Annotated in this window: 20 protein-coding genes; 15 read left to right on the top strand and 5 right to left on the bottom strand. The window is 67.5% G+C overall.

Annotated features, from left to right (window positions below; translation table 11 throughout):
* Positions 1-95: 95 nt before the first annotated feature.
* From NBY65_RS16120 to kaiC, 7 genes are all read left to right on the top strand, one after another.
* Complete coding sequence (locus NBY65_RS16120; RefSeq protein WP_150039301.1) at positions 96-806, top strand: cobalamin B12-binding domain-containing protein; 711 nt, start codon at positions 96-98, stop codon at positions 804-806.
* Positions 803-2,023, top strand: coding sequence for a sensor histidine kinase (locus tag NBY65_RS16115; RefSeq protein ID WP_150039300.1), 1,221 nt, complete (start codon positions 803-805; stop codon positions 2,021-2,023). Before NBY65_RS16120 ends, NBY65_RS16115 begins: the two co-directional genes overlap by 4 nt.
* A 241-nt stretch (positions 2,024-2,264) precedes the next feature.
* On the top strand, positions 2,265-5,171 hold the full coding sequence (locus NBY65_RS16110; RefSeq protein ID WP_150039299.1) for a hybrid sensor histidine kinase/response regulator: 2,907 nt from the start codon (positions 2,265-2,267) through the stop codon (positions 5,169-5,171).
* Positions 5,172-5,383: 212 nt separating this feature from the next.
* Entirely contained in the window at positions 5,384-6,031 is a 648-nt protein-coding gene (locus NBY65_RS16105) for a hypothetical protein (protein ID WP_150039298.1), read from the top strand.
* A gap of 28 nt (positions 6,032-6,059) precedes the next feature.
* Entirely contained in the window at positions 6,060-6,983 is a 924-nt protein-coding gene (locus NBY65_RS16100; protein WP_162530416.1) for a response regulator transcription factor, read from the top strand.
* Positions 6,980-7,267 carry a circadian clock protein KaiB gene (kaiB, locus tag NBY65_RS16095; protein WP_150039296.1) on the top strand — a complete coding sequence of 96 codons (288 nt, stop codon included), beginning with the start codon at positions 6,980-6,982 and terminating at the stop codon, positions 7,265-7,267. The genes NBY65_RS16100 and kaiB overlap by 4 nt, the downstream gene beginning before the upstream one ends.
* Before the next feature lie 66 nt (positions 7,268-7,333).
* Complete coding sequence (gene kaiC / locus NBY65_RS16090; RefSeq protein WP_150039295.1) at positions 7,334-8,830, top strand: circadian clock protein KaiC; 1,497 nt, start codon at positions 7,334-7,336, stop codon at positions 8,828-8,830.
* A gap of 21 nt (positions 8,831-8,851) precedes the next feature.
* Here the strand turns inward: kaiC and NBY65_RS16085 are convergent, their stop codons facing one another.
* Positions 8,852-9,079: a hypothetical protein gene (locus NBY65_RS16085; protein WP_150039294.1), complete on the bottom strand. Its 228-nt coding sequence runs from the start codon at positions 9,077-9,079 to the stop codon at positions 8,852-8,854.
* Positions 9,080-9,286: 207 nt separating this feature from the next.
* Here NBY65_RS16085 and NBY65_RS16080 point away from each other — a divergent pair, with 207 nt between their 5' ends.
* From NBY65_RS16080 to NBY65_RS16070, 3 genes are all read left to right on the top strand, one after another.
* Entirely contained in the window at positions 9,287-9,487 is a 201-nt protein-coding gene (locus NBY65_RS16080; RefSeq protein WP_150039293.1) for a hypothetical protein, read from the top strand.
* Positions 9,488-9,714: 227 nt separating this feature from the next.
* Positions 9,715-10,287: a hypothetical protein gene (locus NBY65_RS16075; protein ID WP_150039292.1), complete on the top strand. Its 573-nt coding sequence runs from the start codon at positions 9,715-9,717 to the stop codon at positions 10,285-10,287.
* 148 nt (positions 10,288-10,435) lie between these two features.
* Positions 10,436-11,752, top strand: coding sequence for an Nramp family divalent metal transporter (locus NBY65_RS16070; protein WP_150039291.1), 1,317 nt, complete (start codon positions 10,436-10,438; stop codon positions 11,750-11,752).
* Between the two features lie 165 nt (positions 11,753-11,917).
* On the opposite strand, the gene NBY65_RS16065 is transcribed toward NBY65_RS16070, so the two are convergent.
* From NBY65_RS16065 to NBY65_RS16055, 3 genes are all read right to left on the bottom strand, one after another.
* Complete coding sequence (locus NBY65_RS16065) at positions 11,918-12,184, bottom strand: hypothetical protein (protein ID WP_150039290.1); 267 nt, start codon at positions 12,182-12,184, stop codon at positions 11,918-11,920.
* Positions 12,185-12,293: 109 nt separating this feature from the next.
* Complete coding sequence (locus tag NBY65_RS16060; RefSeq protein WP_150039289.1) at positions 12,294-13,367, bottom strand: glycosyltransferase family 2 protein; 1,074 nt, start codon at positions 13,365-13,367, stop codon at positions 12,294-12,296.
* An 80-nt stretch (positions 13,368-13,447) separates the two neighbouring features.
* The gene (locus tag NBY65_RS16055) at positions 13,448-14,761 is read right to left on the bottom strand and encodes a hypothetical protein (RefSeq protein ID WP_150039288.1); all 1,314 of its coding nucleotides are present in this window, start codon (positions 14,759-14,761) and stop codon (positions 13,448-13,450) included.
* A 490-nt stretch (positions 14,762-15,251) separates the two neighbouring features.
* Here NBY65_RS16055 and NBY65_RS33815 point away from each other — a divergent pair, with 490 nt between their 5' ends.
* Together NBY65_RS33815 and NBY65_RS16040 are read left to right on the top strand one after the other, a co-directional pair.
* Positions 15,252-17,210: a methyl-accepting chemotaxis protein gene (locus NBY65_RS33815; protein ID WP_150039287.1), complete on the top strand. Its 1,959-nt coding sequence runs from the start codon at positions 15,252-15,254 to the stop codon at positions 17,208-17,210.
* A 323-nt stretch (positions 17,211-17,533) separates the two neighbouring features.
* Complete coding sequence (locus NBY65_RS16040) at positions 17,534-19,243, top strand: TadE/TadG family type IV pilus assembly protein (RefSeq protein WP_150039286.1); 1,710 nt, start codon at positions 17,534-17,536, stop codon at positions 19,241-19,243.
* Between the two features lie 22 nt (positions 19,244-19,265).
* On the opposite strand, the gene NBY65_RS16035 is transcribed toward NBY65_RS16040, so the two are convergent.
* A complete protein-coding gene (locus NBY65_RS16035; protein ID WP_150039285.1) occupies positions 19,266-21,800 on the bottom strand; it encodes an ATP-binding protein in 2,535 nt (844 codons plus the stop codon).
* A gap of 145 nt (positions 21,801-21,945) precedes the next feature.
* Here NBY65_RS16035 and NBY65_RS16030 point away from each other — a divergent pair, with 145 nt between their 5' ends.
* From NBY65_RS16030 to NBY65_RS16020, 3 genes are all read left to right on the top strand, one after another.
* A complete protein-coding gene (locus NBY65_RS16030) occupies positions 21,946-22,161 on the top strand; it encodes a hypothetical protein (protein ID WP_150039284.1) in 216 nt (71 codons plus the stop codon).
* Between the two features lie 663 nt (positions 22,162-22,824).
* The gene (locus NBY65_RS16025; RefSeq protein ID WP_150039283.1) at positions 22,825-23,016 is read left to right on the top strand and encodes a Flp family type IVb pilin; all 192 of its coding nucleotides are present in this window, start codon (positions 22,825-22,827) and stop codon (positions 23,014-23,016) included.
* 100 nt (positions 23,017-23,116) lie between these two features.
* Positions 23,117-23,626 carry an A24 family peptidase gene (locus tag NBY65_RS16020; protein ID WP_162530415.1) on the top strand — a complete coding sequence of 170 codons (510 nt, stop codon included), beginning with the start codon at positions 23,117-23,119 and terminating at the stop codon, positions 23,624-23,626.
* Positions 23,627-23,630 lie beyond the last annotated feature (4 nt).

Genomic DNA, 23,630 nt, shown 5'->3' with positions numbered 1-23,630 from the left:
CCGGATCGGCGTGCCGGCATCGCTCTGAGCGGGCGGGCACCGCCCCTGGTGCCGGGACGGCGCCAAAGGCTGCCGAGCACAGGCTGGAGATCTGGATGGAACAGGCAAGGATGGACCGGCTGAAGGACGACGGCGCGGCGGAGCCGTCGCTGGCGTCGCTGGCGTCGCTGTATCTGGGAGCGCTGCTGCGCGGCGACCGCCAGTTCGCCAGCCGCCTGGTGCTGCAGGCGGTGGACGCGGGCACGTCGGTACGTGATGTCTATCTGCACGTGTTCCAGCCCGCGCAATACGAGGTCGGCCGGCTCTGGCAGCTCAATCAGGTCAGCGTCGCCGAGGAACACTATGCCACCGCGGCCACGCAGTTGATCATGTCGCAGCTTTATCCGCAGGTGTTCGCGGCCGGGCGGATCGGCCGCACGGTGGTGACGGCCTGCGTGCGCGGCGACCTGCACGAGCTGGGCGTGCGCATGGTCGCCGATTTCTTCGAGATGGAAGGCTGGGATTCCTATTACACAGGGGCCAGCACGCCGGTGCGCGACGTGGTGCGCACGGTGAAGGAGCGCCACGCCGACCTGCTGGCGGTCTCGGCCACCATCACCCAGAACGTGCCGGAAGTCGAGCGCCTGATCGACCTGGTGCGCGCCGAACCGGCCTGCGCGGGGGTGAAGATCCTGGTCGGCGGCTTCCCCTTCAATCGCAATCCGGAGCTGTGGCGCCGCGTGGGCGCGGACGGCAGCGGCAGCGATGCCGAGGCGGCAGTGGCCACCGGCCGCGCCCTGGTGAGTGGCGCGCCGCCGCCGTCATGAGCGCCCCCCCCGAAGCGGGAATCGCCCTTCTTTGCCGCGACGACGCCACCGTGCTGCGGGTGCTGCGCGACGAGCTCGGCCTGGCGGCCCGCGTGCCCGCGGGGGCCGGGCTGGAGCGGCTGGTCGACGCCGATGCGCGGGAAAAGCTCGCCGCCTTCCTCGCCACGGTGCGGACGCAGAGCGCGTCGTTCGACTGGGAGATCACCGTGCCGATGGCAGCGGGGCTGCAGCCGCTGCACTTCGCCGGCGCGCGCACCGGCGACGAGCTGCTGGTGGTCGCCGCGCGCACACGCAGCGCGATGCTGCGCCTCAATGAAGAGCTGCTGCGCATCAACAACGAACAATCCAACATCCTGCGGGCCGTCGCCAAGGAACTGGCCATGGTCTCCGCCCGCAACAGCGACCGCGACGACGCCATGTTCGAAGAGCTGACGCGGGTCAACAACGAGCTGGCCAACCTGCAGCGCGAGATGGCACGCAAGAACGCCGAGCTGTCGCAGTTGAACGAAGAGAAGAACCGGCTGCTGGGCATCGCCGCACACGATCTGCGCAGCCCGCTCGGGATCATCCAGAGCTACGCCGAGTTCCTCGAAAGCGAGGCGTCGGAGGCGCTGGACGCCGGGCAGCGGGAGCTGGTGAGCACGATCCGCACGGCCAGCCGGTTCATGCTGCGGCTGATCGACGACCTGCTCGACGTCTCGCGCATCGAGTCCGGGCGGCTGGAGCTCGACCTGCAGCCGGTCGAGCTGGTGGCGCTGGTGCGGCACAATGTCAGGCTGAACCAGGTGCTGGCGGCGCGCAAGCGGATCGGGCTGCGCTTCGCCACGACGCTGCGCGCGCTGCCGATGGTGGCGGACGCGGCCAAGCTGGAACAGGTGCTCAACAACCTGCTCGGCAATGCCATCAGCTTCTCGCCCGCGGACACGACGGTGGAGGTGGGGCTGGAGGCCACGCCGGACCACGTGACCATCGCCGTCGCCGACCAGGGCCCCGGCATCCCGCCAGCGGAACTGGCAAAGCTGTTCCAGCCGTTCGGCCGGACCAGCGTGCGCCCGACCGGCGGGGAGAAGAGCACGGGGCTCGGCCTGGCGATCGTGCGGCGGATCGTGGAGGGCCATGGCGGCACGGTGCGCGTGGACAGCGAGGTCGGCCGAGGCTCCTGCTTCATGGTCAGTCTGCCGGCCGGGACGGAGGCGCATGCATCAATGCATTTATAGAATAAATAAAAATATCGTTAAAACTTCAGACACACTTTATAGTGTGTCCTAAAAATATAACTTCTCATGAATGAAATCAATTTTCGCTTGGTCTTCTTCGTATTTCCTCATAATTTGAGCCAATATCACCACCGCTTGAAAAGTTCGGACATTTCGGGAGGCCACACCAGTGCCGCGGGATATCGATTCCGCTTCTCCACCCGCCGGCGCGAGGACACCGGATGTCGCCGCTCATTCGCCCATGCCGCATCGCCGGCACGGCACGGCCTGTCTTCTTCAGGGCCTGGCCGCGATCGCGCTCTCCGGCCTCGCCCTCCTCGCCTCCCTCGCGCCGAGTTCCGCCGGCATGGCGGCCTGGATCGATCCCGCGTGGGCGGGATGGCACGGACACGCCCTTGCCGGCGTCCTCATCGGCCTGTCGATCGCCTTCACCCTCGGCGCGTTGCTGTGCGGCCTGGGCTTCGCCCGGGCCTCCCGCCACGATGGCGCGGCGGCGCCGGCACCGACCGGCCCGGAGGAAGACCATCGGTCCGAAGCGCGGCTGCGCGACCTGCTCGTCGGGCTGGACCAGGTCGCGATCATCGGGCGTGACCTTCAGGGCGTCACCCGCTTCTGGTCCAGGGGCTGCGAAAGACTCTACGGCTGGAGCGAGGCGGAGGCCATCGGCCGGTCGGCGCACGAATTGCTGCGCACGGCCTTCCCGGTACCGCGCTCGGAGATCGACGCGACACTGCTCGCGGCGGGCGAATGGACCGGCCATCTGCACCAGCGCAGCCGGCAGGGCGAGGAGATCAGCGTGTTCGCCCGCGCGACGCTGCGCAGCGATGGCGTCATCATCGAGACCATGACCGACGTGACCGGGCTGCGCCGGACGGAGACGGAACTGCGCCGCGGCCAGGCCCGGCTGCAGGCGGTGCTCGACACCGCCGCGGAAAGCATCGTCGTCGTCCAGGCCGACGGGCGGATCCTGTCGGTCAACCACGCGGCGCTGCTGATGTTCGGCTACAACAGCCCGCAGGAACTGATCGGCCGCGACCTCGGTGTGCTGATGCCCCAGGCGGTGGCGGCGTGGCAGGATGTCTGCGCGGCGCGCCGCACCGGCGCGCCCGGCCACGAGCTGGTGGCCCTGCGCCGCAACGGGCCGGAATTCCCGGTGGACCTGTCGGTGAGCGCGTTCGAGGCCAACAGCCAGCGCTTTCTCTGCGGCATCATCCGCGACGCCACCGCCCGCAGGCAGGCCGAGGCCGCGCTGTGCGACACCGTGGCCCGGCTGCGGCTGGTGCAGCAGGTCGGCGGCATCGCCTATACCGACTGGACACTGCGCGAGCCGGCGGCGCTGATCTCCGACGGCTATCCCAACCTCTACGGCCTGCGCCCCGGCAAGACCCACATGCCGCTGGCGGAATGGTGCGCCCTTATCCATCCCGATGACCGCGACTGGCTGCTCGCCGCCATGGGCGAGGTCCGCCAGCGCGGCACCCCGCTCGCCGCGCAGTTCCGCATCTGCCGCCCGGGCGGAGCGGTGCGCTGGATCGACCTGCGGGCGGAGGCCTTCCTCGACCAGGACGGCCAGCCGGTCCGCATGATCACGGCGCAACGCGACATCACCGAGATCGTCACCGCGCACGAGGCGGAGGCCGCGGCGGAAGCCCGCTTCCGCGCCATCTTCGACTCGCAGTTCCAGTTCATCACCCTGCTTGCCCCCGACGGCACGGTGCTGGAAGTGAACCACACCATGCTCGAGGCAGGCGGCTTCGCCCGCGACGCGGTGGTCGGCCACGACCTCGGCGAGGCCGGCTGGTGGCCGCAGGCCGAACGCGAGCGCCTGCGGGGCGACATCGCCGAGGCGGCACGAGGCACGCTGGTCCGCCACGACGCCGAAATCCTCGGCACCGACGGGCGCAGCATCTGGATCGACTTCTCGCTCAAGCCGGTGCGTGATCCCGCCACGCAGGCGGTGCAGTGGATCATCGCCGAGGGCCGCGACATCACCGAGCAGCGCAACCTGTCCGACCAGTTGGCGCAGGCGCAGAAGGTGCAGGCGCTCGGCCAGCTCGCCGGCGGCATCGCGCACGACTTCAACAACATCCTTCAGGCCGTCTCCGGGGCGGCGACGCTGATCGCGCGACGGCCGGAGGATCTGGAAAAGACCCGGCGCCTCGCGCGTACGGCGATCGACGCCGCCGCCCGCGGTGCCTCGATCACCCAGCGCCTGCTCGCCTTCGCCCATCGCGGCGAACTGCGCACCGAGATGCTGCCCACGGCCGAGTTGCTCACCTGCGTGCGCGAGGTGCTCGCCCATACGCTCGGCAGCGCGATCACGGTGCGCGACACCGCCGCCGCCGTCCCTCCCCTGATCGCCGACCGCGGCCAGCTGGAGACGGCGCTGGTCAATCTCGGCACCAACGCGCGCGACGCCATGCCCGAGGGCGGCACGCTCACCCTTGCGGCCGCGGCTGAACAGGTCCCCGAGGGAGGCGACCATCCGGCCGGGCTCGCCCCCGGCGCCTATGTGCGGCTCTCCGTCACCGATACCGGCACCGGCATGGAGGCGGCGACGCTGGCGCGGGCGACCGACCCGTTCTTCACCACCAAGCCGCCCGGCCAGGGCACCGGCCTCGGCCTGGCGATGGTCAAGGGCTTCGTCGAGCAGTCGGGCGGCGCCATGGCGATCGACAGCGCGCCCGGCGCGGGGACCACGGTCACGCTGTGGCTGCGCCAGGCCAGCGAGGACATCCCCTGTGCCGCGACCGAAGACAACGAGCCGATACCGTCCCACGATGCCTCGGCCCGCCTGCTCCTCGTCGACGACGACGACCTGGTCCGCGAGACGCTGGCGGCCCAGCTTGAGGATCTCGGCTTCGACACGCTGCTGGCCGCGAGCGGCGCGGAGGCAATCTCCCTGCTCGAGGCCGGCGAGGCCGTGGACGCGATGGTGAGCGACCTGTCGATGCCCGACATGAACGGGGTCACGACCATCCAGCGGGCACGGGCCCTGCGCCCGCGCCTGCCCTGTTTCCTGCTGACCGGCTACATGGGCGAGCGTGCCGCGCTGCCGGACGGGGACAGCTTCACCCTGGTCCGCAAGCCGGTCTCGGCCAGGGCGCTGGCCGGGCGGATCGAGGCCGGGCTGGAGGCACGGCAATGACCCCGGCGGCACGCTGCCGAGATGAGAAAAGATTGGTAAATTAAAAATAATAAATACCAAGACACAAATAAATATCAGCTAAAATCGAATTAATTAAATCAAATTCTGGCGCTATATTTACATTTCTGCTGAAACCCGTATTCCCGCGAGCCGCAGCGGCGGATAGACTATAGAGATGGTCAGGTGCCCCCGAACTTCGCCCGAGGCCCCGAATGTTTTCCGCCACCATGCTCAATGCCGAAGCAGGTTCCCATGCCGTGGTGTCGGACCCGCGGGAACTGGCGGCGTCACAGCACGCCGTCGATGGCTGCTGGCTGCGCTTCCCATACCTGGCCGCGCGCTTCGGCGAGCGTGGCCTGCGCTTCAGCCACAGCGACAGCGCCTGGCTGGCCACCTTGATCCGGCTCGACCAGGCGCGCGTGCACGAACAGGTCGCGTGGCTGCGCGACGTGCTGGCGACGCGCGGGATCCCCTCGGTCATCCTGCAGGCGCACCTGGACATCCTCGCCGACGAGCTCGATGCGGCGGTGCCGACGGAGCGCGACCTGCACGCCCGGCTGCGTCAGGCCGCCGCGGCGCTGCAGGAGGCGCGGCAGCGACGCATCCCGCCGGCGCGGGAGGCAGCGATGGAGGAACAGTTCGCGCGCGAGGCCGACCCGGCCTGGCGCGCGCGGCTGCCGGACACGCCGTCGCTGCTGGTGGCGGCGATGGCCGACGAATGCGACGGCCGCATCGGGGCGGTGGCCAGTCTGGAGGGCTGGCTGACCGATCCGGCGCGCTTTCCACCCGGCTGGACCGCCGCGGTGGCGGCGGCGCTGACGCAGGCGCGCGCGGCGATGGTGCAACCCGGCCCGGCATGAGCCGGGCCGGCGTGGCAGGACGATGAAAGTGGGCGATCCCGCGGCTCCGGCCGATCGGGCACAATCGGTGCGCATCCTCGCCGTCGACGACGATGCCGCCATCACCGCCGCCACGGTGCGGCTGTTGTCGCGTCACGGCTGCACGGTCGATGTGGCCCATGACGGGGAGACCGCATTGCAACTGGCACGGCAGCATCCGCCGGACCTGGTGTTGCTCGACGTGATGCTGCCGGATATCGACGGGACGGAAGTGTGTCGCCGGCTGAAGGCCGATCCCGCCACCGAGGCAAGTTTCGTCGTGCTGTGCTCGGCGCTGCGCACCGACGCCGGCGCGGTGGTGCAGGGACTCAGCTGCGGCGCCGACGGCTATCTCACCCGGCCGCTTGAGAACCGCGAGATGCTGGCCCGGGTGGAAGCCTATCTGCGGCACAAGTCCACCATCGACGCGTTGCGCGACAGCGAGCGCCAACGGCGCGAGCAGTTCGAGCGCGAGCGCCAGGCAAGCTACGAGGCGGAGATCCGGGCACTCGGTGCACAGGCGGTCGAGGGATTGCCGGTCAGCGCGTGGCTGTACGGGGCCGAACTGTTGCGCGAAGCCGCGCCCTCGGTCTTCGCCGAGTTGCAGGCGGCCTATGCGGACCTGATCAACGACACGTTCGAACAACAGGTGTTCCGTGAAGACAACGACGCGGCAAAGAACCTGCGCGCACTGGCCGAGCGGCTGTTCCAAGTGCGCGCCAGCGCCCGTGACGTCACCGAACTGCACTACCACGCCCTGTGCGCACGCACCATCGGCGAACCTTCGGCCCGGGCACGGGCGCTGATGGAGTGCGGACGGCTCACCTTGCTCGAACTGATGGGCCGCGTGCTGAACGCCTATCGCAGCCGTTATCCCGAGATCCGCGGCGGCACCGAGGCTGTTTCACCTGCCAGTAGGCGAGCATCGTCATGAAAGAGTATCAACTCCGGCTATTCGTCACGGGCAGCACGCCGCGCAGCGAGCGCGCCATCGCCAACCTGCGGCGGATCTGTGAACAGGAGTTGCATGACCGCTACGAGGTCGAAGTGATCGACGTGCTGGAGCATCCCCAGTTGGCCGAGCAGGAAAAGATCCTGGCCACGCCGACGCTGATCAAGCTGCTCCCCCCACCCCTGCGCCGCATCGTCGGCGACCTGTCCGATGAGGAAAAGGCTTTGCTGGGGCTGGAACTCTGGCCTCTCCCTGGCAGCGGTTGATGGCTGCGCCAGATATCCGGAAAGATGCGGCATGTCACTTGGCACCGGCAGCACGGTCAGCAAAACATGATCATCAAGGTCCCCAGCCATATTCCAGGCTTCGACCACATCGCCGATGGCGGCCTGCCGCTGGGGCGCACGACGATGGTGTCGGGCACCGCCGGAAGCGCCAAGACGATCCTGGCGGCGCAGTTCCTGGCCGAGGGCATCCGCAAGGCCCACGAACCCGGCGTCTTCGTCACCTTCGAGGAGACCGCCGAGGACCTGCGGCGCAACATGCTCGGCTTCGGCTGGGATATCGCCGCGTGGGAAGAAGCGGGGCTCTGGGCTTTCGTCGATGCTTCGCCTGAACCCACGTGGGAGCCGGTGGTGGCGGGCGACTATGATCTCGGTGCCCTGCTCGCCCGCATCGAGCACGCGACGCAGCGCGTCCGGGCGCAGCGACTGGCGATGGATTCGCTCGGCGCCGCCCTCACCCGCTTCGGCGAGGCCAGCATGCTGCGCCGCGAGATGCTGCGCATCATCACCGCGTTCAAGCGGCTCGGCCTGACGACGTTGCTCACAACCGAGCGTCGCAACGAGTACGGCCGGATCGCCCGCTGCGGGGTCGAGGAGTTCGTCGCCGACAACGTGATCATCCTGCGCAACGTGCTGGAGGGAGAGAAACGGCGGCGGACGCTGGAGATCCTGAAATTCCGCGGCACGCCCCACCATAAGGGCGAATATCCGCTCACGATCATCAATGGGGAAGGCATCGTGGTGATCCCGCTCTCGGCGATCGAGCTGAAGCAGCGTTCCTCGGACGTACGGATCACCTCGGGCAACGCCGATATGGACGCGATGTGCGGCGGCGGCTTCTTCCGCGATTCCATCCTCCTGGTCTCGGGCGCGACCGGCACAGGCAAGACGCTGATGGCGACCGAGTTCATGGCTGGAGGCATCGGTCTTGGGGAACGCTGCCTGCTGTTTGCCTTCGAGGAAAGCCGCGAACAGTTGTTCCGCAATGCCCGCGGCTGGGGCATTGATTTCGAGGGCATGGAACGCGAAGGCCGGCTCAGGGTGATTTGCGCCTATCCCGAGAACGAAGCCCTGGAGGACCACCTGCTTCGCATGAAGCGGACCATCGAGGAATTCGGCCCGCAGCGCGTGGCGGTGGACAGCTTCTCGGCACTGGAGCGCGTCTCCGGGCCACGCGGCTTTCGCGAATTCGTAATCGGGCTGACCTCCTTCATCAAGCAGCAGGAGATCGCCGGCCTGTTCACCGCCGCCACCTCGCACCTGATGGGCGGGGAATCGGTGACCCAGTCCCATATCTCCACCATCACCGACCTGATCATCCTGCTGCGCTACGTCGAGATCTACGGGGAGATGCGGCGTGGCCTGACCGTGCTGAAGATGCGCGGCTCGCGCCACGACAAGGACATCCGTGAATTCACCATCGACGGCAACGGCATGCATATCGGCAAGGCGTTCCGGGAAGTGACCGGTATCCTGACCGGCAGTCCCCGCCATGCCAGCAGCGGCGAGATCGAGATCATCCGCAACCTGTTCGGCCGCGAATAGCCCCTCCGCGGGGCGGGGAGCTCAGTGGCCGCGCCGGGCCGTGCCCTGGGACGCGGGGGCCAGGTACAGGCCGTCGAAATGCCGGCGCCAGAAGGCGACCTCCTGCTCGGCTTCCTCGCGGCTTTGCCGCCAGCCGCGCACCTGCCGGTTCAGCCAGGCGCACTGCACGCTGTAGTGCCAACCGCAGGGCTCGCCGGGCTCAAGCGCCACGAGAAGGTCATCGGTCACCTGGGACGGGGCATGTGTCATCGCGGTGAAACGCTAAATTAGGTATTTCACCCTAGTCCAGTCACATCTGAGGGCTTCACCCGACATCGGCGCCCCCATCTCACCGTTAATTGATCTCCACTGGGGCGATATAAATTTATAGTTGAGTTTAGCTCCACCCACCAAGGCCCTGAAATGTCTGATGTAAGCCGCCTGATCGAACAAATCCGCCGTTGCGAGCGGCTAACGATGGCCACAGGGGATCCCATCACCTTGCGGTCCCTGGCTGCTTACAAGGCCGAGCTGGAAGCGGACCTCGCCCTGCACCAGGGCGCGCGGCCGGACAATGCGGCCCGCCGAGACACCGGCCCCGCCGCGCCCCCGGCCCTCCCGCGCCACAAGGCGAACGCCCTGCCCCAGCACGGCCTGCGCGAACCGGTCGACGCCTGATCGCGGCCGCGGCGGCCGGAGGAAGGCTGCCCGGCCTGCCCCCGCCCCGTCCCCGCCACACGTTTTCGTTGAACTTCCGCCGCATCATTCGGGTTCTGAATTTTGATTCGCTGATTGTCGCCCGATCCCCCGACAGCATTGCGCCGGCGGCCCCAACTGGTTGCTGCTGGAACGGATGTCCGGCAATATGAATGCGCCGTGCGCCCGCCCTGTCAGGAGATTGTTCCATGACGACCCTTCCCGGCGACCAGAACGTTCCCGTTGCGATCGACATCAACATCCTGGCGCGAAGGACCCGCGAGCACCATCCCCGCTCGGGCGACGTCATCAACGCGGCGTCCGCCACCATCGACATCAGCGTGTCCTCCGGCGTGACGGTGCTGGCCCACAGCCTGCCGGTGCTGGCCTGCCAGGACATCGTCGTGCTGCGTGATGCCGCCCGGGTGTTCATCGCCGGCTGGCTGCACGAGCTGCGCCAGGGCATCGCCAATGGCGCCGCAGCCGTCACCTGCACCGAGATCAAGGCAGATCTCCAGGCCAGCGACGCGGTGGTGATCGTGCACATCGCCACCGCCGCCTATCGCCACGACGTCACGGTCGCGTTGCCGGCCACCACGCCGGACGAGGCCGAGGCCAGGGCGCTGATCCAGCTCGACCAGAAGCTGGCCGAGGCGGCCCGCGTGGTCGAGGCCGATGCGAAGGCACTGGCCAGCGGGCTGGCCGCGCGGCTCGGCGGCCGCGGCATTCCGGACTGGCTGCTGCAGGCCACCGCGGCGCTCGGCCTGCCGCAGGCGGCCTGAGCCGGCGCCCGGAGCGGGCGCGCACCACCGGCGATCCGGTCATCCCGGCCGATCGGCATGACCGGATCCGAAGGTTCTCTGTCTGGACCGCGCGGCGGTTGGCAGCCTATTGAGGCTGGCACCGATCCGTGCAGGCGTGACAGACGACATGTTCTCCCTTCCGAAGACCGCAACCGGCCCCTTCTGCCCATCGGAGGTGCGCGGATCGGTCCCGGTCGACGCGGCCGCGCCGCTCTGGCGGAAGGTCCTGCGCTTCTCCGGCCCCGGTCTGCTGGTGTCGGTGGGCTACATGGACCCCGGCAACTGGGCCACCGGGATCGAGGGCGGTTCCCGCTTCGGCTACGACCTGTTGTTCGTGGTGCTGCTGTCGAGCCTGGCCGCGATCGTCCTGCAATGCCTGAGCGCGCGCCTGGGCATCGCCACCGGGCGCGACCTCGCCCGCCTTTCCAACGAGCAATACGGCCCCTTCGCCCGCCGCGCCCTCTGGCTGCTGGCCGAGCTGTCCATCATCGCCTGCGACCTGGCGGAGGTGCTCGGCAGCGCGCTCGCCTTCCACCTGCTGCTCGGCGTGCCGATCCTGGCCGGGGTCGGGCTGACCGCGCTGGACACGCTGATCGTGCTGGGCCTGCAGGGCCGGAAGTTCCGCAGCCTGGAGGCCATCGTGCTGGGCCTCATCCTCACCATCGGGGTCTGCTTCCTGGTGGAGCTGGTGCTGCTGCGGCCGGACCTCTCGGCGGTGGCCGGCGGCTTCGTGCCGTCGCTGCGCACGCTCGGCGACCTCGATGCCATCGGCATCGCCGTCGGCGTCATCGGCGCGACGGTGATGCCCCACAACCTCTATTTGCATTCGGCGATCGTGCAGACCCGCGTGGTGGCCGAGGACGAGCGGAGCATCCGCCAGGCGATCCGGCTGTCCAACATCGACACCATCGCCTCGCTGCTGCTGGCGCTGGCGATCAACGCCGCGATCATGATCCTCGCCGCCAGCGCCTTCCACGCCAACGGCCAGCAGGTCGGCGGCATCGAGGACGCCTACCATCTGCTCGACCCGATCGTCGGCACCTCGCTCGCGGGGGTGCTGTTCGCCGTGGCCCTGCTCGCCTCCGGGCAAAGCTCCACCTTCACCGGCACCATTGCCGGCCAGATCCTGATGGAGGGGTTCCTCGACCTGAAGATTCCCTGCTGGCAGCGCCGGCTGATCACCCGCGGCCTGGCCCTGGTGCCGGCCTTCGCCGGGCTGTGGTGGCTGGGCGATGGCGGGGTCGGGTTCCTGCTGGTGGCAAGCCAGGTCGCGCTGAGCCTGCAACTGCCCTTCGCCGTCTACCCGCTGGTGCGTTTCTCCGCCGACCGCCGGCTGATGGGGGACGCGGTCACGCCGCGCTGGATGCAGCGCCTGGCCTGGCTGATCTTCGCGGCCGTGGTCGCCGCGAATGCCTGGCTGGTGGTCCAGGCGGTGCGGGGATAACGCCGCCCCCGGCCGGAGACGCGGCCCCCAAACCGTCCCAGGAAAATTCGCAGCACTGGCGCGGAAAGTTGCGGATTGCCACCTTCTATCCCAAAGCCATCCACGGAGATGTCCACACTTCTATCCACGGTTTTGTGGACATTCCTTTAAAGGAATGATCTGCTGTCATGCCTCCTGCAGCCCGGTGCGGCTGCCGGAGTAGAACAGGTCCAGCGACGCCGCCACGGCGGCATCGAGGTGATCCTCGGCGCTGACCAGCAAGGTGGCACGGATTGTCAGTCCGCCCCCGGAACTGACCGGTGCCACGCTGCGGCGGCAGACCGCGAAACGCTTGCCGAACCGTTCCTTGAGTTCATTCGCAGCCGCCTCCACCGCGGCGTGGTCGGGACCACGCAGACTGATGCTGACGCCCTGGGGGATGTCACTGGCCAACGGCATTCTCCGGAATTGGTCAGCCCATCATGCGCAAAGCCCGTGGCGAAGCCAGGGCCGCACCCTGTGGATAACCGAGGTACACGGGGGTAACATCCGGATTGGTGAGTCAATGAATGGGGTCAAGGGGCCGCATGGCCCGTCGTGCGGAGCACGCCTGCGCATGATGCGGGTCCAGGGCGGCGCCCTGGTGGGGTGCGGGGCAACGCCCCGCCGATGGAGCGGGCACCGGCGGGATGGCCAGGTAATGGAAGCGCCGGTTTTCCTTGCGCCCCCGCGCCACCGAATCCAGGATCAGGCCGCAGGTGAGCGAGAGGAACGACAGCAGCACCAGCCCCGTCGCCAGCACCGCGGTGGGCAGCCGGGGCACCAGGCCGGTGTGGATGAAATCCACCACCACCGGCATGCCGAGCCCGATGCCGCCAACCAGCAGCGCGGCCCCGCTGGCGGCAAAGAATTCCAGCGGCCGTTCCTCCTTCAGCAAGATGATGATGGTGTGCAGGATCCGCCATCCGTCCGGCCAGGTGCGCAGCTTGGAGATGCTGCCGGCCGGGCGTTCCCGGTAGGGCGTCGGCATTTCGTCGATCGGCATCAGCAACTGCAGCGCATGCACGCTGAACTCGGTCTCGGTCTCGAAGCCGGTGGCGATGGCGGGGAAGGATTTCACGAAGCGGCGGCTGAACACCCGGTAGCCGGAGAGCATGTCGCTGATGCGGGGACCGAAGAGATGGCCGACCAGTGCGGTCAGGACCCGGTTGCCCAGGCGGTGGCCGCGGCGATAGGCCCCCGGCGTGTCGTCCACGCGCACCCCCGTCACCATGTCGAGCTGGTGTTCCAGCAGCATCCACACCATGGCGGGTGCGGCGGTGGCGGCATAGGTGTCGTCGCCGTCGACCAGGACATAGACATCCGCCTCCACGTTGGCGAAGGCCCGGCGGACGACGTTGCCCTTGCCCTGCAGGGCCTCCCGCGCCACCACCGCCCCCGCCTCCCGTGCCAGCCGCGCGCTCTGGTCGGAGGAGTTGTTGTCGTAGACATGCACCGTGGCCCCCGGCAGGGCGGCACGGAAATCGGTGACCACCTTGGCGATGGTCCGGGCCTCGTTGAGACAGGGAATGATCACCGCCACCTGCGGGCCCGGCCCGGTCCGGGCATCCTGCGGCGGACCTTCCTGATCGCGCATCTCCTTCCTCCCCTGGTTCCGGATGCGGACGGCACGCTGAGCGTCGTGACTTCAATCCGCTGGCGGTTCGGGCCGTGGCATCAGGACGGGCCCACCCGGGTTGGCGCCTCGGATGCGGCCTGCAGGAACAAAGGGGCAAGGCCGGTGCCGGAGCGGCGCCACAGCAGGGCCAGGCCGAGCATGGGGGCGAACAAAGTGAGCCATGCCATGCGGCTTTCGTACCGGTCATGCGGGGCGGAGAGCGCCCCGGTGACGGCGGCGTTGACCAGCACGCCGACCAGCACGGCCAGGCACAGCCCGGCCGCCGGATGGCCGCGCCGCGCCGCGAGGATCCCGCCCAGCAGCGTGGCGGCGATCCCGAGCAGGGCGGCGGCCTGGTGCAACACCCCCAGCGCCTCGGGCACCACGAGCCGCCCCTGCGTCTGCTGGGAATTCAGGTAGGCCGTGCGCTCGAAGCGGGGGAAGTTGCGCAGCACCACCGGCGTGACCGTCGCGGGCCATGGTTCGAGCCCGTCGCCGGTGCGGAAGCTGGCCAGTTGCCGCACGGTGTTGCCGGCGGCAGCGGCGATGACCGCCCCCGGCTCGGCGCGCAGGCTGCGCAGGATGATCGCGTCGGCCTCCGCCGAAACCGCGACCGCCCCGCCGGCGCGCGCGAGCGGGCTGTCGGCGGCCCAGAGGAAATCGTCGGACAGCAGCGGCATCGGCCGGTCGAGCGTCGCACAGAGCCGCCAGCCGGCATCGGGGCAGTCGCGCTGCAGGGTGCGCAGGCCCGGCCCGTCATAGATCACCCGCGCCAGCAGGAAGACATTGCCGTAGGGGGAGAGCGACAGCCTGCCATGCCCCGCGAGGTTCATCGCCAGCAGCGCCGCCACCGCGAGCGCGGGCACCAAGCCGATGCGCAGGCGCTCGCCCGGCCCGAGCGGCCCCGTCGCGCCGAGGCGCCGCCGCAGCGGCAGCAGCACGCCCAACAGGGCGAGGCAGAGGGGCAGGTTCGACTGGTGCACGGCAACGACGAAGGCCCCGAACAGCGTCACCCACCATCGCCCCGCCGGGCCCAGGCGCTCCGGCACCAGCACCAGCATGGCCAGCAGCAGCGGCAGCAGGCCGGTGAAGACGTCCGGCATGATCTGGGCGGCACACCAGGGCAGGCCGGTGGCGATGGCCAGCACCAGCAGGATGGCCAGGAAGCCACGGCCGTCGTGGGCACCGCCGATGGTCCGCCGCGCCAGATCCAGCGTCGAGACGACAAGGACGCCCTGGACGAAAATCGAAATCCACGTTGTCAGCGTCCAGTGCGACGCAAGCAGGAACATGCTGTAGAAGACAGGCCGATCCCAGCCGAGATGATACTCGAGCATCTGGGAAATATAGGTTCCGGTATCGGAAAACACCAACGGGTAGCCGTTCCAAAGCGCCGGCCATAAAAGAAATATTGAAAGAAATACAGTCAGCGATCCCCGCTTGTGATCCAGCCCTGCCAACGCCGCGGATTCCGGATGACGCCCATTGGCCATGGCACGTTATCGAAATTCCATTTGTGAAAAATTCCTTAAGGACAATGAATAATACTCGGCAAATTTGTCGGTTCAACATCAACAGATTGAGAGCAACCCGGCATGACGACAGCTTGAATAAGCCGGTTTATGCGACCACCCCGCATCACCACTTGCATAATACTGTCACGATATTGTTCCAAATCGCAAAAATAGTTGCGATTTTGATATCATACAATCCACGATCACACTGGATAAACCATACCTGTATCGTGACAATATTTAATTTCGAATTTTCACTTTATTTGAAGTCGAAAGTAAATTTCCGTTTACAGTTTTATGTAATTATGCCAAATAATAATTAAATCCATTCGATCGAAGACACAGGACCATGGCGCTCCATCGCCTCAGGCTTCCGGTGAAACTGGCCCTGCTGGTGGGCCTCGCGATCACGGCGGCCATTGCCATCGCCGCCATGAGCGCCGCCACGCTGTACCAACGTATGTATGACGGCCGCGTCGACAAGCTGCGGGCGACGGTGCATGCCACCGTCGCCATCGCCCGCGCCCTCGACGCCCGGGTGGCGGCACAGGAACTCACCCGCGCGCAGGCCTACGAGCTGCTGCACCGCGACATCCGCGCCATCCGCTTCGACGACGGGGAAGGCTATATCTCGATCATCGAGGACCGCACCGGCAATGTCGTCATGCACGGCGTCAACCCGGCACTGGAAGGCAAGCCAACCTCGGCGAAGGTGATCATCGAGGCAGTGCGCTCCACCGAGGAAGGCGTGGCCGACTACATGTTCCCCCGCCCAGGCCAGACCACCCCAATCCGCAAGGTGGTGGCGATCGCCAGGTTCCCGGCCTGGGACATGATCATCTCCGCCGGCGCCTACACCGATGACCTGGACGCCGATTTCCGGGCGGCACTGCTCGGCATGGGGGCGGTCGGCGGCACCATCCTGCTGCTGGCCCTGCTCGCCGCCTGGCTGGTCAGCCGCGACATCACCCGATCCCTGCTCGGGCTGAAGCAGGCGATGCGCCGGCTGGCCGGCAACGACCTCGCCGTCACCGTCCCCGGCACCGAACGCCGCGACGAGGTCGGCGAAATGGCCGCCGCCCTGCTGGTCTTCCAGCAGGGCCTGCAACGCGCCGAACGCCTCGCCGCCGAGCAGGACCAGCAACGCCAGGCCGCCACCGCCGAAAAAACCGCCGCCCTCACCCGCATGGCCGACACCATTGAGGCCGAAACCTCCACCGCGCTCACTGAAATCGGCCGCCGCGTCACCGTCATGACCGACACCGCCGGCGAGATGCAGGCCTCCGCCGCCCGCACCGGCGCCGCCGCCGACAGCGCCGCCGCCTCCGCCAGCGAAACCCTCAGCATCACCCAGACCGTCGCCGCCGCCGCCGAACAGCTCTCCGCCTCGATCCACGAAATCAGCCAGCAGGTAGCCCAGTCCACCTCCGTGGTGGCCCGCGCCGTCAAGGCCGGCGACACCACCCGCGGCACCATGGAAACCCTCAACGGCACCGTCGAACGCATCGGCGCCATCGCCGGCCTCATCACCGACATCGCCGGCAAGACCAACCTGCTGGCCCTGAACGCCACCATCGAAGCCGCCCGCGCCGGCGAGGCAGGGCGGGGCTTCGCCGTGGTGGCCAGCGAAGTCAAGCAACTGGCCCTGCAGACCGCCCGCGCCACCGGCGAGATCACCGGCCAGATCACCGCCGTCCGCACCGCCAGCGACGCCGCCATGGCCGCCGTGCGCAGCATCGAACAGACCATCCGCGAGGTCGAGGGCATCGCCGGCTCGATCGCCGCCGCCGTCGAGCAACAGGGCGCCGCCACCACCGAGATCGCCCGCAACGTCACCAACGCCGCCAGCGCCACCAACGCCATGTCCAGCCGCGCCGCCGAGGTCTCCGCCGAAGCCACCCAAACCGACCGCAGCGCCAGCGCCGTGCAGGAGAACGCCGGCGCGCTGGCAGCGGCGATGCAGGACCTCCGCCACTCCGTCATCCGCGCGGTGCGCACCGCCACCGCCGAAGTCGACCGCCGCCACACCCCGCGCCAGCCAACCAACATGCCGGCCCGCCTCAGCCTGCCCGGGGAAACGGCACAGACGGTCCGCCTCGCCGATCTTTCGCTCGGCGGCGCCCGCCTGCTGCATCCCGCCCGCATCACCCCCGGCACACGCGCCAGCTTCCAGATGGATGCACTCGGCGCCCCCCTGCCCGCCATCGTCCTCGCCGCCGACGGCACCACCGTCCGGCTGCGCTTCGAACCCGACGCCACTGCCCTCGCAGCGCTGCAGCGCATGCTGGCATCCCCCCAGGCCGCCTGACGACACAGAAAGTAAGGAAGCAAGGCCAGGGCTCCGCCCTGGACCTGCCAAGGGCCACAAGGCCCTTGGATCCCATTCCCGCTGCGCGGCACAACGTGACGATCACGCCGCTCACGGTGAGGTGTCCGCCTGACCGGCAGCGCGGGGGCATCGTCCGAACTCTTCCTGAAACCCAGCCATTTTGCTGCATCCTGGCCGCCGGCATGATCTCGGCGACTGCCAGCGCATCCGTTACTGAACAGCAATTGAATTGAAGCTGCAGCATTCGCGGTGCGTAGCTCTGCCCGGCGGATCCGATAGCGCGGGCGGAGTGAAAGACACGGATGATGGACAGATTTGCAACGATCGGACGCCTTGGCCGGGACAGGAAAGGAGCCGTTGCCATCATCTTCGGCCTGGCCGTCGTCACGATCCTGCTGTTCGTCGCCCTCGCCATCAGCTTTTCCGGCGTCATCTACGCCAGGGCACGGCTCGACACGGCAGCCGACGCCGCGGTCCTGACCACGGTGATGTCCGCCAAGGAAACCTACGAGAAGAACCCGTTCGTCAGCGACTTCCCGACCGCCAGGCAGGACGGCACGAACCGGTTCCTGGCACAGTCGGGCAGCATTCCCTATGTCAGCAACATCGTGCCACAGGTCAGCGTCTCGCAAACCGACGGCAAATTCACCGCCACGGTCACCTACAGCGCCGACTACACCCTGCCACTCGGCGGCATCCTGGGCATCCCGAAGCAATGGTCGATCGGCAATACGGTCGGCTCCGGCCTCGACCTTTCCGATGCCTACCTGAACGTGATGATCCTGCTCGACAACACCGGCTCCATGGAAATCGGCGCCTCTCCCGACGACATCAAGACGCTGATGCAGGCCACCGCCTGCTCCCTTGCCAATGCCTGGTACCCGACCCGCAGCGATTCGGGCAGCGTGTCCAGCATCTCGCAGAACGGCACCACGTACTGGCAGAACGCCAAGAATGCCGGCAAGGTCAGGTATCTCGATGCCCATGACTACAGCGAATACGCCTGCCGCACCTCGGCGAACACCTACAACCCGTCGAACGCCGGCGGGCTGAACTGCCCGATCACCAATCCTCTGACCACGCCCTCGAGCCTGTTCGCGACCGGCGGCAATCTCGGCCCCGCCTGCCCCAACCTGCCCCTGGAAACCGTCACGACCTGCACCAAGCAGTGGAACGATGGAACGTGCAGGACGTTGGAAACCAAGCAGATACGGCCCAGGGCGGGGGCCCCCTGCGCCTTTGCCTGCCATTTCGACGAAGGCAGCAACGCTTCAAGCAAGGCGCAGGACCATCTCGGCATCGCGCGTGCCAACAACGTCACGCTGCGCTTCGACCTGGTCAAGTCGGCGGTCAGGAGCCTGCTGCAGACCATGCACGACAACGAACTGCCCGTGCATAACCTGCGTGTCAACATCTCCGCCTTTGCCAACGACGTGCTGAAACCGCATGTCTACCCGGCGGATCCCGACAACAAGGCCTTCACCTTCGGCTATGACTGGAGCGCCGCGATGCAGGCCGTCGGCGCGCCCCCCACCGCGGTGGGCCAGCCCGAGACCGGCATCCAGCCCTATATCGGCCCGAACGGCGGCGACACCGACTTCACCACGACCCTGAACACGCTCGCCACGGCCCTGCCGTCCTGCACGACGACAACCCCGTGCAACGGCGCCTCCGCGGCAACGCCGAACCGCGTGCTGTTCCTGATCACCGATGGGCTGCACGATCCCGCCAGCCGCGCCATGGGCGGCATCAGTGTCAGCGCCTGCCAGAAACTCAAGGACAAGGGCTACACGATCTTCGTGCTCTATACGCCCTACTACGCGCTGATGAACCCCTACTACCTCGACAACGACATGAAGTTCGTCGAAACCGGCGTGGTTTCCGGCAACCTGCAAAGCTGCGCCTCGTCGAAGAGCCACTACATCGTCGCTTCCGACTCCATCGGCATCACCGCCGCCCTGCAGACCTTCTTCCGCCAGGCCCAGGCGACGCCGGCCCGCATGACGCGATAGCGCCCCGGCGGCGGGCGGCCCTTCAGGCCGGAGGGCTGCCGCGCCGTGCCAGCACCGCCTCGATCCGCCCGACCAGTTGCGGGATCTTGACCGGCTTGCGCAGCAGCGAAAAGCTGCCGCTCAGGGCGCCATTCATGGCCAGTTCGACGTCGTTATCGACATAGCCGGTCAGCAGGATCGCCGGCAGGCCGGGCCGGCGGGCCCGGGTTTCCTCGATCAGCGTGAGACCGCTCATGCCGGGCATGAACAGGTCGGACACCAACAGGTCAACCGCCTCGCCCGCGTCCAGCAGCGCCAGGGCCGCGGCACCGCCCTCGGTTGCCAGCACCTCGAAACCGGCCGAGCGCAGGCCGAAGGTCAGCGCCTTCACCACCGCGACCTCGTCATCCACCAGCAGCACGCGCCCGCTGCCGCCATCCAGCGACGCCGCCTGGCCCTCGTGCGGCACACGCGCCGGCGTGGCTTCCCGCTCCGCCGCCGGCAGCCAGAGCGTCACCGTGGTGCCCTGCCCCGGCGCGCTCTCGATCGCCAGCGCGCCGCCCGATTGCTCGGCGAAGCCACGGGCCATGGCCAGGCCAAGGCCGGTGCCGCGCTCGACCGGCTTGGTGGTGAAGAAGGGCTCGCAGGCCTGCGCCAGCGTCGCGCTGTCCATGCCGCTGCCGGTGTCGCTGACGGTGAGCCGCACATAGGCCCCTGCTTCCAGCTTGACGGGGCGGATGGCGCCTTCCGTCACCGTCTCCATCGCCGCGCCGAGCGTCAGCATGCCACCGTCCGGCATCGCATCCCGGGCATTCACGGCCAGGTTGATCAGCACGGTCTCCAACTGGTTGCGGTCGGCCAACAGCGCGGGCAGGCCCGCCGGCACCGCGATGTGGATGGTCAGGGACCCGGCGAGCGTGTGCGCCAGGATGTCGCGCAGCCCGTCGAGCAGGGTGGCGGGATCGATCCATTCGCTGGAAAGCTGGCCGCGCCGGGCGAAGGTGAGCAGGCGGCGGACGATGGCGACGCCGCGCTCGGACGAGGTGGCGATGAGGCCCGCGCATTCCCGCACCATGGTGGTGTCGGTGGTGTGGCGCTCGATCAGCATGGTGCTGGTCTGCACCGCCTGCAGGATATTGTTGAAGTCATGCGCGATGCCACCGGCGAGCCGGCCGAGCGCCTGCATCTTCTGCGCCTCGGCGAGCTGGTGTTCGAGGTCGCGGTGATCGGTAATGTCGCGCATGCTGCACAGCACGCGGGTGACCCGCCCGTCGCCGCCGTCGCACAGCGGCACCATGAAGGTGTCGGTGACGCGCGTGCCGATCACCGTCGCCCAGGTTTCCTCGTAGCGCAGCAGGCCCTCGGCGACGCAGCGCCGTAGCGCCGCCTCGATGCGCCCGCCCGCCTTGGGGCCGAGGATCTGCGGGGCCGTCTTGCCACGGACGGCGGCGGCGCTGAAGCCCATGATCTTCTCGGCATGGGGGTTGATGTTGCGGCAGAGGAAACGCCCGTCGGGGATCACCTCGACCTCGACCAGGCTGTCCTCGGCGTGCTCGAAGAAGGCGCGGTAGCCGGCCTCGCTGGCGGTGAGCTCGGTCAGCCGGCGCTGCACCGGATCCTCGGCCGCGTCGCGTCCCCAGCGCGGGCGGATCCAGCCGGGCAGCACGGGACGCGACGACCGCCCGCCGCCCAGCACCAGCCCCCCGAGCGCGACCCCGGCGCCGGCAAGCAGCATCAGCGCCATGCCGAGGCGGTTGGTTCCGTCGAGCACGGCAAGGACCCCGCTCCGCTCCAGCGCGATCTCCACCAGCACTCCCTGCGGATCGGCCCCGGGCGGCGAATAGGCCGCCAGCACCGGGCGGCCGTCCGGATTGCGGGTGGTGGCCAGCCGGACGTCCTTGCCTTCGAGCAGGAAACGCTCTCCGGCGGGAAGCGCGGTGCCGCCGGGGCGGGCGCCCTGGGGGTGGCGCGCCAGGATCGTGCCATTGCGGTCGGCGATCAGCGTGGCCGCGCGCGGCGGCAAGGGCAGTTTTTCCAGTTGCTGACGCAACCATTCGGGATCGAGCGCCAGTTCCATGACACCGGTGACGGTGCCGTTGCGATCCCGCAGCCCCATGGCCGCGTGCAGGCCCGCCCCGCCGGAGACCCGGTCGGTCATGCCTTCGCCAACGACGAAGCCGCCGGTCTGCAGGGCATGGCGCACATGGGAACGCCCGGACAGGTCACGGCCGGGTTCGTCCACGGGGGCGGCGCAGCGCACGCGCCCGTCCAGGCCCATGACGGCAACATGGGTGTAGCGCGGGGCCTGGCGCAGCAGGTTCGCCAGCGCGCGCTGGCACGGGCCGGAAGCCGCTTCCTGCACGGCCGCCGTGCCGCCGAGCACTGCGAGGACCTGCTCCATGCCATCGAGGATGCGCTGTTGCTCGAAGCTGGCCAGTTGCAGCAGATGCAGCGCCTCGTCCCGGGTCAGTTGCCGGCGGACCTGCTGCATCTGGATTTCGGTGAAGACATGGAACAAGATCAGCGGCAGCGCGGCGACGGCGGCAACCAGCAGCAGGCGCACCCAGGGGCCGTTCATCGCAGTCGCGTCCGTTCGATTATTCCGCCACCGGCGTACCGGCCTTCCATACAGAGCGGGCATTGCAGGCGCAATGAGCGGCCGTTCCGCCTCCGGCAGCCGGCATCTGGACTACGTAGAACAACGTAGTTAATCTGGTGTTGTCATGTCCGAAAACCGCTTCTCCTGCTCGAGCGTCTTCGTCGAACCCGACCCCTATGGCGGATGGCGCTACCACGTGCACTGTCCCGTAGTGGGAAAGCAGTTCCATGGCTGGCGACCGAGCCAGCAAGAAGCCGTGGCCGAGGCCGATTTCTGGTACGGGCGGATCGGCTGTCCGCTGAGCGACTGCACGCACGCCGTCGCCGTGTCGCCCGGCTGATCCCCCCCCACCGCCGCCGCATGGCTGCCTGTCGATGGCGGCAGCGGCGGACACGTCCTGATGGCAAGTTGCAAGGATGCAACCCGTGGTTTGAGCACGGGGCATGCGAGGCCGGGCCTGGCCCTGTCCGATCCACCGACAAGCGAGGCACGGTCGCGCCCCGTGTCGGCGCCGCCTTCCGCGCCGTTGCGGCCGGTGCATCGTGCGGCCATCAATTCAGCTCAGGATCACGGAATGGACGAGGGCATTTATTGTATTTAATTCCGAATTCTTAAATAAAGCTTTAATATTATTAAAAGCGTTTGTGCAGAATTTCATGAAAATTACATTTTGTTACATTTTTGAATAATTCATTTCACCGGCATGGCGCCGCAGAAATGGTGGAAAGCATTTGCCACTCACGCCCTTGTTATAAAATCAAAATACAAGGGCAACGCATGCGATCGCGCACAATATCAATCGTAAGGGGATTTTCTCGAAGATGTGTTCGTTTTGCGGTTAAGGGTTTCTTGACCGAAGCGTAACGAGACATCATTAATTTCGACATCGACAGGGCTACCCGCAACCAGCAAAAGGCACTTTTGTATTTTCATTTTGAAAATATAACTGCGTCGTTTCTTGGTAGATCCAATGTCGATCCACTCTTTGCAGGAGATACACCCAATGTCGAACGCCCTTATCGCGAAGCTGCGCAACTTCCGCATCGACCGTCGCGGCGTCACCGCCCTCGAATACGGCCTGATCGCCTCGCTGATCGCAGTTGCCATTATTACCGCCGTAACATTGCTCGGCACCGATTTGGCTGCGATGTTCACCAAGATTGCCGGCATTATCAAAACAAACACCCCGCAATAAATAGCTCACCACCACAACAGCATGATGGAACGCATAGTTTTGCAATTAATAATCTTATGCATTCCATCATGCCTGAATTGCGTGGACCGGTTCATTGAACGTGCAAGAAACGTTTTTTCTCGGCGTCACGTGCACCAGCGTCGGCCTGCTGCTTGCCGCCGCCCTGCACGATACCGCTACCCGGACCATTCCGAACTGGATCCCAGCGGCCCTGGCCATTGCCGGCCTGCTCCTGCGTGCGCAGGATGGTAACTTGGCCATGAACCTCGGCATCGCTGTCTTGCTCCTGGCCCTGTTCGGCTGCCTCTGGCTGCGCGGCTATGTCGGCGGCGGCGACATGAAGCTCATTCCTGCCGCTGCCCTGGCGTTGCCGCCGCACGACATCCCCACCTTCCTGCTGTCCATGGCACTGGCCGGCGGTGTGGTGGCACTGGTCTATCTGGCGCTCTCAGCGGTGGTGCGACGGCCACCTCCCGGTCGGCGCCACGGCCTGCCCTCCCGCCTGCTTAAGGCCGAAGCGTGGCGGATCTATCAACGCGGCGCCATCCCGTACGGCGTCGCCATCGCCGCGGGCAGCCTGCCACTCCTTGTTCACACCTTATCGGGGTAGACCG

The organism is Rhodovastum atsumiense (assembly GCF_937425535.1).
GTDB lineage: Bacteria > Pseudomonadota > Alphaproteobacteria > Acetobacterales > Acetobacteraceae > Rhodovastum > Rhodovastum atsumiense.
The sequence above is the reverse complement of the archived record's forward strand: the minus strand, read 5'-3'. Positions and strand labels throughout refer to the sequence as shown.

Bases quoted from the DNA above. Each gene is read 5' to 3' on its own strand.
- kaiB (WP_150039296.1), top strand. From the start codon at position 6,980: ATGAAAGAGTATCAACTCCGGCTATTCGTCACGGGCAGCACGCCGCGC.
- NBY65_RS16070 (WP_150039291.1), top strand. From the start codon at position 10,436: ATGTTCTCCCTTCCGAAGACCGCAACCGGCCCCTTCTGCCCATCGGAG.
- NBY65_RS16080 (WP_150039293.1), top strand. From the start codon at position 9,287: ATGGCCACAGGGGATCCCATCACCTTGCGGTCCCTGGCTGCTTACAAG.
- kaiC (WP_150039295.1), top strand. From the start codon at position 7,334: ATGATCATCAAGGTCCCCAGCCATATTCCAGGCTTCGACCACATCGCC.
- NBY65_RS16105 (WP_150039298.1), top strand. From the start codon at position 5,384: ATGTTTTCCGCCACCATGCTCAATGCCGAAGCAGGTTCCCATGCCGTG.
- NBY65_RS16110 (WP_150039299.1), top strand. From the start codon at position 2,265: ATGCCGCATCGCCGGCACGGCACGGCCTGTCTTCTTCAGGGCCTGGCC.
- NBY65_RS16115 (WP_150039300.1), top strand. From the start codon at position 803: ATGAGCGCCCCCCCCGAAGCGGGAATCGCCCTTCTTTGCCGCGACGAC.
- NBY65_RS16075 (WP_150039292.1), top strand. From the start codon at position 9,715: ATGACGACCCTTCCCGGCGACCAGAACGTTCCCGTTGCGATCGACATC.
- NBY65_RS16085 (WP_150039294.1), bottom strand. From the start codon at position 9,079: ATGACACATGCCCCGTCCCAGGTGACCGATGACCTTCTCGTGGCGCTT.
- NBY65_RS16035 (WP_150039285.1), bottom strand. From the start codon at position 21,800: ATGAACGGCCCCTGGGTGCGCCTGCTGCTGGTTGCCGCCGTCGCCGCG.
- NBY65_RS16060 (WP_150039289.1), bottom strand. From the start codon at position 13,367: ATGCGCGATCAGGAAGGTCCGCCGCAGGATGCCCGGACCGGGCCGGGC.
- NBY65_RS16120 (WP_150039301.1), top strand. From the start codon at position 96: ATGGAACAGGCAAGGATGGACCGGCTGAAGGACGACGGCGCGGCGGAG.
- NBY65_RS16030 (WP_150039284.1), top strand. From the start codon at position 21,946: ATGTCCGAAAACCGCTTCTCCTGCTCGAGCGTCTTCGTCGAACCCGAC.
- NBY65_RS33815 (WP_150039287.1), top strand. From the start codon at position 15,252: ATGGCGCTCCATCGCCTCAGGCTTCCGGTGAAACTGGCCCTGCTGGTG.
- NBY65_RS16040 (WP_150039286.1), top strand. From the start codon at position 17,534: ATGATGGACAGATTTGCAACGATCGGACGCCTTGGCCGGGACAGGAAA.
- NBY65_RS16025 (WP_150039283.1), top strand. From the start codon at position 22,825: ATGTCGAACGCCCTTATCGCGAAGCTGCGCAACTTCCGCATCGACCGT.